Source organism: Phocaeicola sartorii JCM 17136 = DSM 21941 (assembly GCF_054653615.1).
On record NZ_BAAIFW010000005.1, the window covers coordinates 2,111,797 to 2,130,031 of the forward strand.

The window sequence follows — 18,235 nt, forward strand, 5'->3', positions numbered from 1 at the left end:
TGAAAACTTAAAAAGGGGGCTTTGTGAAAAGACCCCTTTTTTATTTCCTGCATAATGGTTCTTTCGTTGTTAAATTTCACCTATTTATTGGTCTATATGTAAGATTTCTGTAATTATTAGCTTATATTAGCAACTTTCTTTTAAGTTAATGCTTAACTTTGCTGGCTCATAAAAATAGCGGTAAAAAGAATGAAGACAAAATATATTAAGTCGTTTCTACTATTTTTGTTATTGGGATGCTGCGTCTCGGTGTCAGCCCAAAATATACAAGGCGTTGTAACAGACTCATTGACGAATGAACCCATACCATATTTGTCAGTCTTTTATGAAGGGAAAGGCGTAGGAAGCATTACCGATAATGATGGAAATTATAAGGTAGAAACCCGTAAAGGTTGGAACAAACTTACCTTTTCGGCGGTGGGGTATGTAACAAAAGTGGTGAATATAATCCCCGGTGTCACCAAGAACCTGAATGTGAGGATGAGGTCGGACGACATCATGCTGGACGAAGTGGTGGTGAAGCCCAAACGAGAGAAGTACTCCCGTAAGAATAATCCGGCAGTGGAACTGATGAAGAAGGTGATCGCTCATAAAAAGAATAATAAGCTGAGCGAGAACGATTACTATCAGTACAATAAGTATCAGAAGATCACGATGTCACTGAATGATGTGACCCCCGAGATGCTGGAAAAAGGCATGTATAAAAAGATGCCTTTCCTGAAAGACCAGATCGAACTTTGTGAGGAAACCAATAAATTCATCCTCCCTATTTCGGTGGACGAGACCGCTTCGCAGAAAATTTACCGTAAACATCCCAAGAGTGAGAAGACCCTTATCAAAGGAATGAGCTCTACGGGTGTGAACGAACTGTTTGCAACGGGAGATATGCTGAGCACGGTGCTGAAGGATGTCTTTACGGATGTGAATATTTACGACAATGATATCCGTCTGTTGCAGTATCCTTTCATCAGTCCTATTTCGTCCAGTGATGCCATCTCTTTTTATAAGTTTTACATTATGGACACCACATTTGTGGACAAGGACAAGTGCTTCCATCTCACCTTCGTCCCCAATAACTCGCAGGACTTCGGTTTCACGGGGCATCTTTACGTATTGGCCGACTCGTCTTATACGGTGAAGAAATGTACGATGAACCTGCCCAAGAAATCGGGGGTGAACTTTGTAGACAATATGGATATTATTCAGGAGTTCGAGCAATTGCCCAATGGGGAGTGGGTGTTGAAGACCGATGACATGATTGTGGAGATGACCTTGATGAAGATCATGCAAGGATTCCAGATACGAAGGACTACCCGTTACTCTGATTATGCCTTCGATGAGCTTCCGCAGCAACTTTTCAAGCGTAAGGGGGCCGAGATCAAAGAGGCGGACGCCATGATGCGCGGAGACGATTTCTGGAATCAATACCGGCCGGTTCCGCTTACGCAGACCGAGAGCTCTATGGATATGCTGGTGAAGCGTCTGGAGCAGATGCCGGGATTCAAATACGTGATTTTTGTATTGAAGGCGTTTATCGAGAACTTTGTGGAGACCGGCACCAAGGAGCATCCCAGCAAGGTAGATATCGGTCCGGTAAACACCATGATCTCCAATAACTATATCGACGGGTTGCGTCTGCGTATGAGCGCGCAGACCACGGCCAACTTGAATCCGCATCTGTTCCTCAAGGGATATTATGCATACGGGTTCAAGGATCATCGTTCCAAGTATATGGGTGAGGTGGAATACTCTTTCAACAAGAAGGAATACCTGCCGCGCGAGTTCCCGAAGAACTCTATCACGTTCAGCTATCAGTATGATGTGATGTCTCCCACGGATAAGTTCCTGAAGACAGATAAAGACAACGTGTTCGTATCTTTCAAGACTTCTACGGTGGATCAGATGTCCTACGTGCGGAATATCGCCTTGAAGTACGAGAACGAGACACAGTTTGGCTTGAAGACCACGGTGGAAGTAAAGAATAGTAAGGACGAGCCTACCGGCGGTCTGGCCTATATAACCAATGATGACCAGAAAACGTTGATTCCTGAGATTCAGACCATGGAAGCTTCCCTGGCCTTCCGTTACGCTCCGGGTGAGACATTTGTCAATACCAAGCAACGCCGTATTCCGGTTTCTTTTGACGCTCCGGTATTTACGCTGTCGCACACGGCCGGTTTCAAGGGTGTGCTGGGCGGAGAGTATAACTATAACTTGACAGAAATCGGGCTGTACAAGCGTTTCTGGTTCTCGTCATGGGGTAAGATTGACATGTTCGTGAAAGGCGGTGCGCAGTGGAACAAAGTTCCGTTCCCGTTGCTGATTATGCCGGCGGCCAACTTGTCCTATATCCTGCAGCGCGAGACTTTCAACTTGATTAATAATATGGAGTTCCTGAACGACCGTTACGCCTCGCTGGATGTATCGTGGGATTTGAACGGTAAGATTTTCAACCGTATTCCTTTGCTGAAGAAACTGAAGTGGCGTGAGGCGATCGGCTTCAAGATGCTGTACGGTCACTTGACTGACAAGAACAATCCGATGAAGCATCCGGGTGACAGCGAGCTCTTCCTGTTCCCGACCCGTGACGGACGTCCTACCAGTTTTGTGATGGATTCGAAGACCCCGTACATGGAATGCTCTGTGGGTATTCACAATATTTTCAAGATATTGCACATAGACTATGTCCGCCGTCTGAATTATCTGGATCATCCCGATGCGAACAAATGGGGTGTGCGGTTTATGGTGATGATGACGTTCTGATGCAGGGAGAGATGCTCTTTTCGGGGAATCGGTGAATGTTTCCTAAGCAATTAATTGCCTGTTAGCTGAAAAAATAGTAGCTTTGTGTATAAAAAAACATTTTTATGGAAATTGCATATAAATATATTCAACGGTTTCAAGTGACCAGGATGTGGGGAAGAATAAATCTTCACTGGGCAGACTTGAACAATGATGTGAATATCCTTGTCGGCATCAATGGCAGTGGTAAAACGACCTTGCTGAATTTGATACACGATTATTATACCGGTCAAAAGACTAAAAAGGAAATAGCCGAATCGTTGAGCGGAAATGCAATATCCAGTCCGGTTACCTATATCCGTTCTTTCGACATTCCCGCCAACGCGAAAAAAAAGACCGAAAGTATCTTGCTTCAAGATTTGAAAAACATTATCAACCAGAACGGAGAGGGCACTTCTTTCTTTGATTATCGTATGAAAATGCTGAATTTTCCGCAGGAGGCAGATAAGATAAGGAAACGGATTGAAACATACTTTCAAGTCGTGAATTCTTTTTTAGGAGAGACGAACAAGGAAATTTCCATTGATCCCCAAAGTAATAGTCTTGTGTTCTTGATTAAAAGATTAGAAGGAATGCAAGTCATAACGGAGGATAAAATACAATTGGAACAATTGTCTTCCGGTGAAAAACAAATCTTATTAATTCTGACTACGGTTTTTCTGCAAGAAGAGAAGCCTAATGTTCTACTGATGGATGAACCGGAAATCTCCCTGCATATTGGCTGGCAGGACAAACTGATAGAAAAATTACGTCAGTTGAACCCTCAATGCCAGTTGATTTTGACCACTCATTCTCCCAATATTTTCGTCAATGGCTGGGAGGATAAAATTATCTTCATAGAAGATTTGGAGGACCGGTGATGGCGGTGGACAAGCATGTGTTTTTTAAGGATGTGGCCAAACGATTGGCGGCATCTACCTTATTATACAAGGTGGATTCGGTTGTTCATGTAGAGGATAAAGACGATATATGGTTTTGGGAACAACTTTTGCTTAAATATCGTCCCGGACGTTATAAATTCAAGCCTGCTACGATGAATGAGAAGGGAAACCGTACGACAGGGTGTGCTCAATGTTTAAAATATAAAGGATTTCTTTCTCAGAAGTTTTTTATTTGTATTGACAGTGACTTGCGCCGTCTGGCTGGAGAGGATATATCGGCTGTCGATGGAATTTTGCAGACCTATACCTATTCATGGGAGAATCATTGTGCTTTTGCCGCCAAGCTACAGCGTTCTTTTACTGATCATAAACAAAACGGATTTGACTTCACCTTATTTTTGGAACAATATTCTGCTATCGTGTATGAACCTTTTTTATTAATGCTCTATCAAGAAAGAAATGGACTTACATCTTTCAATCGGGACAGATTCAGACAATGCATATCACTGCAATATAGAAAAGAGGATGAGCAAAGCAATGGCAAGCAATTTTTAGAGCGTTTGTCTTTTCAACTTTTAGAAAAAACAAAAGACATAATAGACAATTGTGGGTTTGATTTCAATAAGGAATCTGCTTATTATGCCACTCTAGGAATGAAAAAAGAGAATGCCTATCTGTATGTCCGAGGACATTGCTTGTATAATTCTTTGGTGTCTATGGGGTCAAAATTATGCGAGGATACGGCTGTCGATTTTGAGCAAAACATTCTTAAACCCGTTTTGGCTTTTGAAGAGTATGACGAAATATCCGAAATAAAAAAAGATATTCTATTATTAAAGACTTTAAGAAAAGACTTGTCGTAATATTAGGCAAGAAAATGCTTTTGCGTGCAGTAATGATAGTCTTCGTATAAATGGGGTGTGCGGTTTATGGTGATGATGACGTTCTGATGCAGGGAGAGAACTCCGATGGAGTGTGAAATGAAGAAACCGAGGTAAGAACTTGTATCGTTCAAATAAAAAGTTTATCTTTGTTCCAGTACCTAAAGTTGGTGAAAAGTATGTTATGCTTAAATGAATGTAAGGCAAAGTTAGTTAGTTTCAAACAATGTTTTGGGCATGAGTTTGGAATTAAATCAATTGGTATCTTCGGTTCGGTTGCACGTCAAGAGAACAGAGAAGATAGTGATTTGGATATTGTTGTAGATATTGATAATCCTACTTTATCCACTATGTACACTTTGAAGACTGTTTTGACGGAAATGTTTCATTGTGAAATTGATTTGGTGCGTTTCCGTTCCTCACTGTCTCCATTTTTGAAACAGAATATTGAAAAAGAAGCCATTTATGTATAAAGGAGGACGACTAACCATTTGCGACAGGTTAACCCAGAAAAAGAATCCATTTACTATATACAGCAATGGAGTAAAGAAATAAATTGTGCTGATGATTTTTTAGCCTCCATGGATAAAGTGATGGTGTTCAATGCATGTGTTATGCGCCTTCAAGTAATAGGTGAACAGGTAGGAAAGTTGTTGTCTTTACAACCATCACCGCTTTCTGAATATAAGGAAATTCCTTGGTTGGCTATTTATGATATGCGCAATCTTATTTCGCATGAATATAGTAATGTAGACGAGCAGATAGTATTTACTACTATAAAGAATGACCTTATAGAATTGGATAAGGTTATTACAGTCCTATTGAATAAATATTTGTAAAACTTGAATCTTTTATTGTGATTACGAAATATACCCATCTCTTATTTTCTTATCAAAAGTAAGTTTTCCTATTTTTTAAGTGCTTTTATTGTGTAATACACAATTATAGTGTATCTTTGTGCCCTCAAAAAGTTCCTAAATCCCTTTTCTATAGGGAATGAAGATCTTTTTGAGGGCACAACGTTATGTTTATAAAAAGCATACAAAAAGACGTCTTCGGACGAAAGAGACAACAAATAAAAGATTTCAGAAATACCAAATGAAATCTGTGTAAAAAGCTATTTATCAGTCAGTTATAGATACTGTACTGATATGGTCTTCTAGTATCGGTCAGCGTGAATTTCTGACGATAAACCTCATGAAAAAGCTATTCCATCAGTTCGATAAACCGAAGCGTTCTGTGGCATCTCCCGAAGCGTTGGAAGCTTTGCGGAATAACAATGCCGTGCGTTGGTATGTGTTGTCGCTTCCCGATTGCCATCGGGGAGGAGTGCGCGGTTTGCAACGGGAGCAGGACCGGCGCATACAGGCAGGCGAGCCCTCATTCGGCTTTTTTGCTCCTTCCTATCAGGAAGTGAAGCGTATAGACGGCAAATTCGTCAATACCCAGCGTCCTTTACTCTTCAACTATGTGTTTGTCCGTGCCTCCGAGCGTGATGTTTTCCAACTGATGCAACGTTTTCCTGTGCTCAGTTTCCTGCCTCGGGTGAGGGAACGGAAGCGGGAGTATTTCCCCTACCTTTCCGATGCCGCAATGGAGAATTTGCAGTGGGTGGCCCGTTCTTATTCCAATACACTTCCTGTTTATATACCCCAGCCGGATGGTTTGCGCAAGGGCGACCGGATACGCATTACCGAGGGACGGTTTAAGGGGGTGGAGGCGACTGTTGTCATTCAGCCGGGAGTCGGGCGAAAGGATGTGATGGTATGTGTGGAGAACTGGATGTGGGTTCCGCTGCTGCGTGTGATGCCGGGTGAGTACGAGGTAATTGCCTTGAATGATGAGGACAAGCATGTATATACCCGCCTGGACAATGACTGTATGTTGAATGGTTTGCACAGTGCTCTTCAGCGTTATCACAGTGCGGAGGGGGTGAGTGAGGAAGATCGTTCTTTGGCTGCCAAGGCGTTGAAGGAATATGGCAATCTCCGGATGGATACGGATGTGATGCGTTGCAAGCTTTATGCCATTTTGCTGCCGGCTTATACTATATTGGGTATGGAAGAAGAGGCGGCAAAGCTGGTTGGCGTTATGCAGACGATGCTTCCTCTAGTCAAGGCGGAGCAGTCGCGTGCGCTTGCTGTGGTTACACTTTATGGTTGTACGGATAGCAGTATCTATTATCATTTGGCGCATGAGGCGATTGATCCGTGGAGGAAAGAGGAAAAGCCGAAAAAGAGTAAGCAGCAGCTGATCAACCGGTTGGCTGATTATGATCGGTGGCTGGGGCATTGAAATGGCATTGTAGATGATATGAGGGGGGAGAGCAGTGTTATTAAAAGCAGGTTGAATCACTAGGATTAGTGAAATATAATTTGTTCTTTTGTTTCACATAAAAACTAAAGAATATGATTACAATAAAAGACTCTGCCGAAACTATGAGCTGACATTCGATTTGGCAGAGAAAATGGTTAAACTGCCACTATAAGATTATTATTGAGGAAAATTTAAACAGGCTCTAAGAATATGAATTAGTCCTTCTTGTTTTGAGTTAAAAAATAGGTTAAGACTTAAATGTTTTCTTTCCTATTTTTTATGAACTAAATTTTTAATACGTTAAATGTAAGACTTGTCTTAGGGAGTAATGGGCATTAAAAAAAATTTTGCATATAGTAGTTTGTTGACAGTGTCTAGCTTTTTATTTCCAATGTTGACATATCCATACGTTTCGCGGGTGTTAGGGGTAACTAATATTGGGATTTGTAATTTTATTGATTCTATTATTAATTATTTTATTTTGTTCTCCAGTATGGGAATCAATGTGGTGGGGATTCGTGAAATAGCCAAGGCTAAGGGGGATGTACTAAGATTGTCGAAAGTTTTTAGTGCTTTATGGATTTTGATGGCCAGTATGACATTGCTGATGTTGCTATGCTTATTGACGGTTTCTATTTTTGTTCCTCAATTAAATGAATATGCATCATTAATAATGATAGGCGCATGTAAGCTTATTGCTAACTTATTTCTGATAGAATGGTTTTACAGAGGAATTGAGGAATTCAAATACATCACCTATCGTTCATTACTGGTAAAGGTTATATATGTAGCGTGTGTATTTCTTTTCATACATCATCCGGCAGATTATTCTATATATTATATTTTGTCTGTGTTGCTTGTTGTTTTTAATGCCTTCTTTAATATATTTTATAGCCGTAAGTTCATTCGTTTTATCTGGGATAAAAATGTATTGGATGAATATAAGCGTTCTTTTTTTATTTTAGGGATATATGCAATGCTTACTTCTATGTATACCTCATTCAATGTGACTTTTTTAGGATTTGTCACCAATGTAACCGAAGTAGGATATTATACAACAGCAACTAAATTACATGGCATTATTTTAGCTTTTTTTACAGCGTTTACAGGAGTAATGTTGCCTCGGATGAGTGCGTTGGTGGCAGAAAACCGAATGGATGAAGTGAAACGTCTGATTAACAAATCATTTGATTTGTTGTTTATGATCTCTATTCCTTTGATTGTATTTTCCATTTATTTTGCTCCCGAAATTATTTATCTGATATCAGGTAATGGGTATGAGGGAGCGATCACGCCTATGCGTATGGTGATGCCATTGGTGTTAATTATCGGTATGGAGCAAATATTAATAGTTCAGTTATTGATGCCTTTAAAAAAAGATCGTTCCATTTTAATAAATTCTATTATAGGAGCTTGTGTTGGGATGGTAGCCAATATACTATTGGTACCTACATGGGCAGCAAAAGGTTCTGCTATTGTTTGGGTTTTGGCTGAAGTGGCGGTATTGCTGTCAGCATCTTATTTTTTGCGGAAGCAAATAGTTAGTTTGTATGTTGTTGCCAGGAAATTATTGTTGGCATTATTTCAATCACTTCCTTATGTATTAGTATGTTGGTTTGTAACTTGTGTTGAGGATAATGTTGGTATCGTATTGTTTTATACATTTGTGGGTTTTCTCTTGATTTTTTATTTAGAAAATTTTGAATTCGTATCAATAAAAATAGATGCTATAAAAAAGAAATAAAATATACTAGTTCTTTCATTTTGATTAAAATAGTAATGACAAATATAATCACTAAGTACTTATACACCAAAGTATCCTTTAACGAAGAATGCTCCAATTTGAGTGTATTCATGGTACTATAATCTATGTAATATTTGCAATGGTATAATATTATGAATGAAGATCTTTTTATTTTAATGTTGAATATAACTCTTTATGTTACAACTTTTTTATTCCTATTACGATATAAAGTATGGAATATTGGTACCTTAGTATGGACTCTGTTCACAATATCTCATATAGGTTCATTTTTCTATTATTTTATTTTAGTGGAATTGGGGTTTGAGCTTGGTCATATACGGATTGCTCCTTTTTTATATCTTTATAGTTGTATTTTATTATGTTTGTATCCTTTTATTAAGTATGGAAGAATAAAAAAAATTACTACGGTTGGGAATGACAACTTTCTTATTCTTCTTTCTTATTTTATTATAATTCTGTCCATAGAACCTTTTTTTGAGAACATTGTATTATTATTTTCAAATACTCAAACTACAGATTTTGCAGATTTGTATAAATCAATGCGTAGTGAAGAATTGTCAATATATTCAAATATAGGGGCTAGATTAAATCAGTGGAGTATCTATTTTAGACTACCCTCAACTTTTCTTTTTTTTTATTATTTCTCTAAAGAAAGGAAAATATTAACAATAGGGTTAGGGGTTGTTCTGATTAATTATTTGTTAAGTGGAATAAATAGTGGGACGCGAGGTATAATAATTATCATGGGAATTCTATATATATGTTGTTTTTTCATGATGGTTAACTTATTTTCGAAAAAGCAAATAAAGTATATAAGAAAAGTAGGCGCTATATTTTCTATATTGTTTTTAGTGTTTTTTTCAATAATAACACTTTCTAGGTATAATGTAAGCAATCAAGACAAGACGATGGTGGGCTCTCTTTTATTATACTCTTCAGAAGGCCCTATCAAATTTAATAATGAAATGTATTATGGAGAACACAATACAAAAGGAGATGTGAATTTATGTTTTTTCAAAAGCCTTATAGGTTTGAAAACGTATACAACGTTCAAAGAGCGTGATGAATATTATTTGAATAAAAATGGAAGGAGAGTGGAGGTTTTTTATACATATATTGGAGATTTTGTTTCGGACTTTGGTCTAATAGGAGGATTGTTTATTTGTCTTTTGTTGTTTATAAGTTGCTTAAAGATCTTAAGATCAAAAAAAATATTTATAGGTAATTTCCTGTTTTTACTATTTGTAGTGCATCTATATGCTATAGGTTTTGCTTCAAATGTATATAGAGGTTTTTATTTTCAAAAGGGAATAGGAATTATGCTCATCTTGATCCTTATTATGTATTTTAATAGGTATATGCACGAATGCCGAAAGAAAAAACAGCAAAGAGTAATTATTTCGAAATTATAATGGATATTTTCTCAAAAAAACTATATTTTATGAATACAAGCAATACTCCTAAAATTTTGTATGCTAATCCTGTATTTTTGGATTATCGTTTACCTTTTTATAAATATTTAAACGAATTGTTTCAAGGCAATTTTTATGTTTTATACTCTGTAAACCGATATCATAGGCCTGGGTTTGAACATTTACTTTTTAAAATTCAGGATGTGATGGGAAATAATGCCATACCTTATGAAGGAGAACTTGTTTATGATACATTCACGAAAAAGATCAATGAATTTGCGCCTGAACAAGGTGGTAAAAAAATACCTATAGCGAAAGGACTTTTTTCTTTAATAAGAAAGCAAAAAGCAGATATTATAATATCTGAAGGTTTTTTTCAATGGACTCCTTTATTGGTCCTTTATACTTTTTTTACAAGAAAACCATTATATATAGGCTATGAACGCACTATGCATACGGAAAGAAATGCAGGGTGGATCAAAGTGTTACACCGAAAATTGACAGATTATTTTGTAACTGGATATTTAGTAAATGGTTCAGAAACTGTAAAGTATCTAAAGTCTATTGGAGTAAATGATGAAAAGATACATATTGGAGGAATGAATGCAGATAGTGAGGGATTGGTTTCTGCTATTGCTCAAATGACGGATAAGGATAAAAAGAAATTAAAAAAAGAGTATCAACAAACGCAAGGCTTGCTTTTTTTATTTTCGGGACAAATGGTTGAGAGAAAAGGAGTTAAGTACCTTCTTCAGGCATGGGTTGAGCATGTGAAATCATATCCTGATGATAACCTTATGTTATTGGGTGATGGTTATCTTTATGATAGCTTAAGATTGCAATATGGAAATATATCTAGTATTCATTTATTAGGAAAAGTAAATTATGCACAAGTTTACAAATATTATTCTATTGCAGATGTTTTTATAATGCCAACAATTGAGGATAATTGGAGTCTGGTCGTTCCTGAAGCTATGGCTTGTGGATTGCCTGTTGCTACATCTATATATAATGGATGTTATCCTGAATTAGTAAAGAAAGATTTAAACGGAATGGTTTTTGATACATTTAATATGCATACAATTATTGATACCTTGGCTTCTTTTCATAAACATGATTTAAAAGCAATGGGAGAGGAATCAAAGAAAATAGAAGCTAACTTTAGTGCAAAACAATGTGCGCAACGAGTGTATGAGGCAGTTATTAAAGGATTAAAATAATAGAAATATATTTTATTTAGTTCTTATTTATTGTGAAGTATGAAAGAGATAGAACTTAAAGAACTGAGAGAAATAGAATTACATATATTGGATTTTGTTTCAAATTTTTGTGAAAACGTAGGATTGACGTATTTTTTATGTGGTGGAACTTTGTTGGGGGCCGTGCGTCATAAAGGTTTTATTCCTTGGGATGATGATATTGATATAATGATGCCTCGTCCTGATTATGAACGTTTTTTAATAGAATTCCCTGAACATGAATATTTAAAAGTCATGTGCCATAGAAGAGACAATCATTATCCGTTTGCTTTTGCAACAGTTGGGGATATTAGAACATGGAAGTATGAAAAAAATCTTAGAAAAAAGTATGCAAAAGGGTTGTGCGTAAATGTAGATGTTTTTCCTATAGATGGACTACCTGATTGTCCAAAGGAAATAAAACGATTCTATTCTGCAATTTCTTTAAAAGGAAAAATCTTGCAAAGTGCTACATATAAATTGGGTAAGGGAAAAACCTTATTGTCTACAATGATGAAAAATATAAGTATATTATTATTTCGAGCTACAGAAATTGCTGGAATTAATTCGTTACAGAAAATATTGTTAAAATGGAATTTATTGGCTTCAACATTTGATTTTAATTCTGCCCATATTGTTGGTATTACTGCTATTTCCCATTATGGGATAAAGGAAGCAAATAATAAGGCAATATATTCAGATAAAATAAAAGTAGAGTTTGAAGGAAAATTTTATAGTGCTCCAGTAGGATATGACACTTATTTATCACAACTCTATGGGAAATCTTATATGGATATTCCATCAAAAGATAAACAATTTTCACATCATATATCTAAATGTTATTGGAAATGAAAACTATAGCTGTAATTTTGGCAGGAGGCAAAGGCTCTAGATTAGGGAAAGATTTACCTAAACAATTTCAAAAAGTTGCTGGCAAAAAAATAATAGAACATACAATTGAGGTTTTTGAACGGAATTTGAATATTGATGAAATAGCTATTGTTGTTAAAGAGGAATTTATAAGTGAAGTTGAAAAGATTGTAGTTGAGAATCAATATATAAAAGTAAAAAAGATTTTACATGGAGGAAAGGAACGTTATGATTCGAGTTTATCAGCAATTGATGCGTATGATTCAGATGATATAAATTTATTGTTTCATGATGCTGTCCGTCCTTTGGTCAATGACCGTATTATTAATGATTGTATTGAAGCTCTGAAAACATATAATGCTGTAGATGTAGCGATAAATGCAACAGATACCATTATTCAGCTTAATAATCATAATTGTATACATAAAATTCCACCGCGTAATGAATTACGTTGTGGTCAAACCCCCCAATGTTTTAAACGTGGTGTCATAAAAAAAGCGTATGATTTGGCTTTGCAAGATCCTGAATTTCATACGACAGATGATTGTGGGGTTGTGTGTAAATATTTGCCTAATGAACCTATTTATGTAGTGCAAGGTGAGGTGTTTAATATGAAGGTTACTTATGTTGAAGATTTATTTTTATTGGATAAATTGTTTCAATTAAAAACTATACAGAATGATAATCACAAACTTGATTCTGAGGTAAATAGGATATTACCTAATAAAGTTATGGTTGTGTTTGGAGGTAGTTATGGCATAGGCGAAGAGGTGGTAAAATTAGGACGTAATTTAGGAGCGGTTGTCTATTCGTTTAGTCGGTCACAAAATAATTTGGATGTGACAGATGTAAATCAAATATGTTCTGTTTTGAAGGAAATAAAAGAAAGAAATGGCCGTATTGATTATGTTGTATGTACTGCTGGATTATTGGTTAAAGAACCACTCAATGGAATGAAGTATGAAGTGATTCAGAAAAGTATTGCCGTTAATTATTTGGGAGTTATCAACGTAGCAAAAGAAGCTTTTGAGTATTTGAAAGAAACTAGTGGGGCTTTACTTTTTTATACAAGCAGTAGTTATACTAAGGGGCGTATGATGTATAGTATTTATTCATCTACCAAAGCAGCAATTGTTAATTTAGTACAAGCTTTAAGTGAGGAATGGATGGGATTTGGAATTCGTGTAAATTGCATTAATCCGGAGCGTACACATACTCCAATGAGGGTGAAAAATTTTGGTATAGAGCCTAAAAATACTTTGTTGGATCCAAAGTCAGTTGCAATAGCTTCTATTAATACCTTAGTTTCAGAGTTGACAGGAGAAGTTATTGATGTGAGAAGAATATAATTTGTAATGAAAGTTTCAGTTTGTTTAGCAAGCTATAATGGAGGGGATTGGATAAAAAGACAGATCGATTCCATATTAAATCAAGAGTTTAAATATCATTCAAATGTGGATTTGGAGTTGATTATTTCAGATGATGGTTCAACAGATAATTCATTAAAAGAAATAAGTCAAATAAAAGATGATCGAATTATAATAATTCATCATAAAGGAAAACAACATAAGTTTTATAAAAGTATCTTTGCTGCTACTGAAAATTTTGAGAATGCTTTAATGTATGCTACAGGAGAATATATTTTTCTTTCGGATCAAGATGATATTTGGTATCCTAATCGTATAGATATGCAGTTAAATACTTTAGAGAGTTTTGATTGTAGTGCTTGCTCTTTTGTTTTCATTGACGAAAATGATTGTATAATAGGTGCTCATCCCAATGACAATCATTCTTTTATTTATATGTGTAGAAATTTTGGATTATATGGTTTTAGTATGGCTTTTAGACGTCCTTTGTTAGAACGTATCTTACCTATTCCTACTGTTCCACAGCATGATATGTTTATTGGATTATTAGCAAAAAAAATGGGACAATTATATATACAACAAGATGTGTTATGTGCTCATCGTATTCATAGATATAATGTCTCAGATACGGGATTTAGTGTTCCTATTATTGTTAAATTTTGGTATAGGTTGAAGATGATATTATGGGTGCTTTGGCGGGCTAGATGATTTGATGATTTTAGAAATATAATTTTTTAGATGAAATTTAGAGTTCTTTTTATTCTTCATCTTCCGCCTCCTATACACGGTGCAGCCATGATGGGGAAATACATTCAAGAAAGTGAGTTGATAAATTCTTCTTTCGATTGTTTTTGTATAAATTTAGCTACAGCAGGAAGTTTGTCTGATATTGGGCATATAAGTTTAAAAAAGCTGTTGAAGTATTTCTTTCTTCTAAAGCATATTTCTCACGTTGTAAAAGAAATCCGTCCCGAATTGGTTTATATCACTCCGAATGCCGGAGGAAAAGCCTTTTTTAAAGACTTTATTGTAGTGCAGATGCTGAAAAGTATGGGGTGCAAAGTTATAGCTCATTATCACAATAAAGGCGTTTCGGCTTATCAGAGTAAATGGGTTTATAACTTCTTTTATAAACGTTTTTTCAGCAATTTGAAAGTAATTCTGTTGGCAGAGAATCTTTATAAAGATATAGCCAAGTATGTAAAAAGAGAAGATGTGTATATTTGTCCGAATGGTATACCAAACTTACGTAAAGGAGAATTTGAAGCAAGACGGAAAAACGAAGTCCCTTATCTACTTTTTCTTTCTAATCTATTGATAAATAAAGGAGTGTTTGTATTACTTGATGCGTTAAGAATATTGAAAGAAAAAGGGTATCTTTTTAATTGTCAGTATGTAGGTGGAGAAACAGCCGAGATTAATGCTGTACAGTTTTCAGAAGAAGTGGATAAACGGGATTTGAATGATAGGGTTGCTTATGTCGGTCGAAAAGTAGGAGAAGAAAAAAATACTTTTTTTCAACAAGCAGATATATTCATTCTTCCAACAATGAATGAGTGTTTCCCTTTGGTCATTTTAGAAGCCATGGAATATAAATTGCCAGTCATTTCCACCAATGAAGGCGGCATCCCCGATATTGTAAAAGATGGAGAAAATGGCTTGATTTGTGAAAAACAGAATCCGTATTCGTTGGCTGATTGTATTGCGAAGTTGTTGGATGATGAGGAATTAAGAGTTAAAATGGGAAATGCCGGTTATGATAAATTCTGTCGTGAATTTACTCTACAACGATTTGAGCACAGGATGCTGGATATATTATCTCAAAATCTTCCTCAAAAGGAAAAAGAAAACTAATTTTTAAAGGTAGAACTACAATATTCATGTTATTGAAGTTAAAAAATTTACCCTTGTTGGAAAGCCATCAAGGGCTGACCACTTTGCCTTCCGGCAAACTCCTGATCAACACCATCAACGCCCATTCCTACAACACCGCCCAGAAAGACAAACTCTTTGCCGAAGCTTTGCAGCAGGGAGATGTGTTAATTCCTGACGGAGCAAGTATTGTCAAGGCGTGTCGTTGGCTGAATGCAAGATCCAAACCTACAGAGCGTATTGCCGGCTGGAACCTGTTCGAGTTCGAGATGAACAAGCTGAATACTACCGGAGGAAAATGTTTTTTCATGGGCAGCAGTGAAAAAGTATTGGCATTGATAAAACAGCGTGTGAAAGTGGATTATCCCAACATCGAAGTGGAAACCTATTCGCCACCCTATAAGCCGGAGTTCTCGGAAGAGGAGAATCGGGCGATAGTCGAAGCTATCAACAAGGCAAATCCTGATTTGCTCTGGATAGGGATGACTGCTCCCAAGCAAGAGAAATGGGCGTACACGCATTGGCATGAGTTAAACATCCATTGCCATTGCGGAACGATAGGCGCTGTTTTTGATTTCTATGCCGGAACGGTAAAGCGTGCTTCCGCCTGGTGGCAGAGACATTCTCTGGAATGGTGCTACCGGTTGTTGAAAGAACCCCGCCGGATGTGGAGACGTTATATTATCGGCAATCTGTTGTTCATGTGGAATATATGTAAGGAGTAGCTTGATGAAAAGAATCTTATTGCTCGTTTTTTGGTGTAGTGTTTCCTTATGGGCTGATGCCCAGGCATTGCTGGGAACTACCGGACTGCTTCATGCTCCCACGGCTGATATGCAGCGTGATAAAACGTTCCTGTTTGGTGGAAACTATTTGAATACTCATCCGTTATCCACCCATTTTCGTAGCCGTGAGGTGGGGTACACCTTCAATTATTACATAAATATAACGATGTTTCCCTGGCTGGAGGCGTCGTATATCTGTACATTGATACATGCGGATCACGGCTCTACTTATTTCCCGGAACAGTCTTGGGGGAAATTCACGAATCAGGACCGGATTTTCAGTGCGCGTCTGCGCCTTTGGAAAGAAGGGTGGTGGAAGGAGTGGACACCGCAAATCGTCCTTGGTCTGGACGATCCCACCTCTCATGCCGATCATGGCGGTGGGGAACTGGTGTCCGGTAATACAAGCGGTTCCAATAATTATGCTACACGCTATTATCTGGCTGTAACCAAACATCTGAATTTTCAGAACATAGGTGAATGGGGTGTTCATGCCGCATTTGTATATGGTAATGCCAAAGGTATGGAGCATTATAAACGTCCTTCATTCGGCACAAACTTCCGTTTTCAGCTACTCGGTGACCAGCCTTTGATTAAAGCTGTTAATAATCTTAACCTGATGGCCGAATATGACGCCCGCACCGTGAACATCGGGGCACACTACCAGCTTTGGAAAGACCACATCAACCTGATTGCCGAACTGAACAACGGGAAATACTTCTCCGGTGGCATTTACTTCAAAATCCATCTGAAATGATAAAAAGATTATCCGATTAAGATCTCCGGAGATACTTGGTAAATATGGATTTTCCAGCCATTTCTTGCCCGACTTGGCATAAAGCCATATAAGGAATGCTCCTGCCACTTTTAGCAACAATTGTAAAAGTCACACCACCTAACTGTGTCATAGATTACAGATTCTTTATCCACTTCTTCCCCGACGGTGTTTCGGTGTAAATCCAAAAAGCCGTTACCGGTATCGCTATTATTATTAGTCCTATCAATGCAACCATAATTATTATTTCTTTAAAATATTATTTCCAATCTTTGCAAATTCAAAAGCCACTAGTACTCCTACAACAACAAATGCAATCATCAAATAGTTTGTATATAATTCATTCTGGAATAATGTAACCAGCAATCCTACGACCAGCACAGTATAAGTGACTTTACAAAGATCAAAGAAAAGACTGGCAAGTTTTTCACGCCTTACCTTATCTTTCTCTTTAACCTCTTTCCTCACTTCCTGTTGTTCACTCCAATTTCCCATAGCTTTTATATTTCATTAGCCTTTCCGCTTTACCGGAAGCGGTAAAATTGGATGCCGGACTTTACGGAAAAGGTGATGCGACAAAGTTACCGATAAGGGGGAGAACTTCCAAACATTCCGGTATTAAAATATTAAAATAACCTGTTGGCTGAATTGAATATGCGCTAATTTAATTCCGGCAACAGACCTGTATATGAGTGTATTGTCTTCACTGAGTGTAGATGAAAAACCGGATTTGATTGCAAAACTGACAAATTCCATCAGAAATACGTATACAAAGGAACAGAATATGGAAACAGAAGATCCTTTTGCTTGTTACGAAGGCGATTGGGGCGGCAATATGTCAGCAGAGGAATAGGCAGATGATTTACGTAAGCCCTAATTTGAGGGTTTACCTTTCTTATATCCAACTGTTGCAAAGATAATAAAATAGCTATCCCAGGTGTAAAAACCGCCATAGAGGCAGTCTCCATACAGAGGCGCTCTATGGCGGTTTCCCGTTTCCCCCCGTTTACAGAGGGAAATTCCCACCTCGTGGAAGCCGGGAGGTTACTCTTCCATTTTGAGCTTGCTCAGTCCTTTCAGGATGTGCTCCATGGCTTCTTTGTAAATCTCCGGTCTCTCCCTTTCCAGCCATTTCATCATTTTAAAGTAAGAATTTGGAGTCACAATCTTTCCGTCGCGAATTTTGGTGGCGGTACTTCGGCCTATCACACCTTGTTCGTTCAAGTTGCTGGGGTTCAAATCGTGTTTTCGTACGGCATTACCGATACAGG

Annotated in this window: 17 protein-coding genes and 1 pseudogene; 16 read left to right on the plus strand and 2 right to left on the minus strand. The window is 37.2% G+C overall.

Annotation, left to right across the window (positions count from 1 at the left end; genetic code table 11):
- The first annotated feature begins 189 nt into the window (after positions 1-189).
- The 15 genes and pseudogenes from ACYQ0C_RS08835 (at position 190) to ACYQ0C_RS08905 (ending at position 16,946) form a co-directional block, all read left to right on the plus strand.
- Complete coding sequence (locus ACYQ0C_RS08835) at positions 190-2,763, plus strand: DUF5686 and carboxypeptidase-like regulatory domain-containing protein (protein WP_016276426.1); 2,574 nt, start codon at positions 190-192, stop codon at positions 2,761-2,763.
- A 104-nt stretch (positions 2,764-2,867) separates the two neighbouring features.
- Entirely contained in the window at positions 2,868-3,662 is a 795-nt protein-coding gene (locus ACYQ0C_RS08840; RefSeq protein WP_016276427.1) for an AAA family ATPase, read from the plus strand.
- Positions 3,662-4,546 (plus strand): DUF4435 domain-containing protein, encoded by an 885-nt coding sequence (locus ACYQ0C_RS08845; RefSeq protein WP_016276428.1) that lies wholly within the window; start codon positions 3,662-3,664, stop codon positions 4,544-4,546. The genes ACYQ0C_RS08840 and ACYQ0C_RS08845 overlap by 1 nt, the downstream gene beginning before the upstream one ends.
- Positions 4,547-4,743: 197 nt before the next feature.
- Positions 4,744-5,037, plus strand: a complete 294-nt coding sequence (locus tag ACYQ0C_RS08850) for a nucleotidyltransferase family protein (protein WP_007832427.1) — start codon at positions 4,744-4,746, stop codon at positions 5,035-5,037.
- Positions 5,030-5,403, plus strand: a pseudogene (locus ACYQ0C_RS08855) (HepT-like ribonuclease domain-containing protein). The gene ACYQ0C_RS08850 and the pseudogene ACYQ0C_RS08855 overlap by 8 nt, the downstream one beginning before the upstream one ends.
- Before the next feature lie 358 nt (positions 5,404-5,761).
- Positions 5,762-6,859 carry a transcription termination/antitermination protein NusG gene (gene nusG, locus ACYQ0C_RS08860; protein WP_016276430.1) on the plus strand — a complete coding sequence of 366 codons (1,098 nt, stop codon included), beginning with the start codon at positions 5,762-5,764 and terminating at the stop codon, positions 6,857-6,859.
- 349 nt (positions 6,860-7,208) lie between these two features.
- Entirely contained in the window at positions 7,209-8,624 is a 1,416-nt protein-coding gene (locus tag ACYQ0C_RS08865; RefSeq protein ID WP_016276431.1) for a flippase, read from the plus strand.
- A gap of 152 nt (positions 8,625-8,776) precedes the next feature.
- Complete coding sequence (locus tag ACYQ0C_RS08870; protein WP_016276432.1) at positions 8,777-10,057, plus strand: O-antigen polymerase; 1,281 nt, start codon at positions 8,777-8,779, stop codon at positions 10,055-10,057.
- A 29-nt stretch (positions 10,058-10,086) separates the two neighbouring features.
- A complete protein-coding gene (locus ACYQ0C_RS08875) occupies positions 10,087-11,277 on the plus strand; it encodes a glycosyltransferase family 4 protein (RefSeq protein WP_032941832.1) in 1,191 nt (396 codons plus the stop codon).
- A 39-nt stretch (positions 11,278-11,316) separates the two neighbouring features.
- The gene (locus ACYQ0C_RS08880; RefSeq protein ID WP_016276434.1) at positions 11,317-12,147 is read left to right on the plus strand and encodes a LicD family protein; all 831 of its coding nucleotides are present in this window, start codon (positions 11,317-11,319) and stop codon (positions 12,145-12,147) included.
- The gene (locus ACYQ0C_RS08885; RefSeq protein WP_016276435.1) at positions 12,144-13,514 is read left to right on the plus strand and encodes a bifunctional cytidylyltransferase/SDR family oxidoreductase; all 1,371 of its coding nucleotides are present in this window, start codon (positions 12,144-12,146) and stop codon (positions 13,512-13,514) included. The genes ACYQ0C_RS08880 and ACYQ0C_RS08885 overlap by 4 nt, the downstream gene beginning before the upstream one ends.
- 6 nt (positions 13,515-13,520) lie before the next feature.
- A complete protein-coding gene (locus ACYQ0C_RS08890; RefSeq protein WP_016276436.1) occupies positions 13,521-14,240 on the plus strand; it encodes a glycosyltransferase in 720 nt (239 codons plus the stop codon).
- Between the two features lie 30 nt (positions 14,241-14,270).
- The gene (locus ACYQ0C_RS08895; protein ID WP_016276437.1) at positions 14,271-15,386 is read left to right on the plus strand and encodes a glycosyltransferase family 4 protein; all 1,116 of its coding nucleotides are present in this window, start codon (positions 14,271-14,273) and stop codon (positions 15,384-15,386) included.
- A 26-nt stretch (positions 15,387-15,412) separates the two neighbouring features.
- Positions 15,413-16,129 carry a WecB/TagA/CpsF family glycosyltransferase gene (locus ACYQ0C_RS08900; RefSeq protein WP_016276438.1) on the plus strand — a complete coding sequence of 239 codons (717 nt, stop codon included), beginning with the start codon at positions 15,413-15,415 and terminating at the stop codon, positions 16,127-16,129.
- Positions 16,130-16,133: 4 nt separating this feature from the next.
- Entirely contained in the window at positions 16,134-16,946 is an 813-nt protein-coding gene (locus tag ACYQ0C_RS08905; RefSeq protein ID WP_016276439.1) for a YjbH domain-containing protein, read from the plus strand.
- Positions 16,947-17,207: 261 nt separating this feature from the next.
- Here the strand turns inward: ACYQ0C_RS08905 and ACYQ0C_RS08910 are convergent, their stop codons facing one another.
- The gene (locus ACYQ0C_RS08910; protein ID WP_016276441.1) at positions 17,208-17,459 is read right to left on the minus strand and encodes a DUF6722 family protein; all 252 of its coding nucleotides are present in this window, start codon (positions 17,457-17,459) and stop codon (positions 17,208-17,210) included.
- Positions 17,460-17,652: 193 nt separating this feature from the next.
- Between ACYQ0C_RS08910 and ACYQ0C_RS08915 the strand changes: the two genes are divergently transcribed.
- Positions 17,653-17,817 (plus strand): hypothetical protein, encoded by a 165-nt coding sequence (locus tag ACYQ0C_RS08915; RefSeq protein WP_167330606.1) that lies wholly within the window; start codon positions 17,653-17,655, stop codon positions 17,815-17,817.
- Positions 17,818-18,008: 191 nt separating this feature from the next.
- On the opposite strand, the gene ACYQ0C_RS08920 is transcribed toward ACYQ0C_RS08915, so the two are convergent.
- The gene (locus ACYQ0C_RS08920) at positions 18,009-18,188 is read right to left on the minus strand and encodes a hypothetical protein (protein WP_167330607.1); all 180 of its coding nucleotides are present in this window, start codon (positions 18,186-18,188) and stop codon (positions 18,009-18,011) included.
- Positions 18,189-18,235 lie beyond the last annotated feature (47 nt).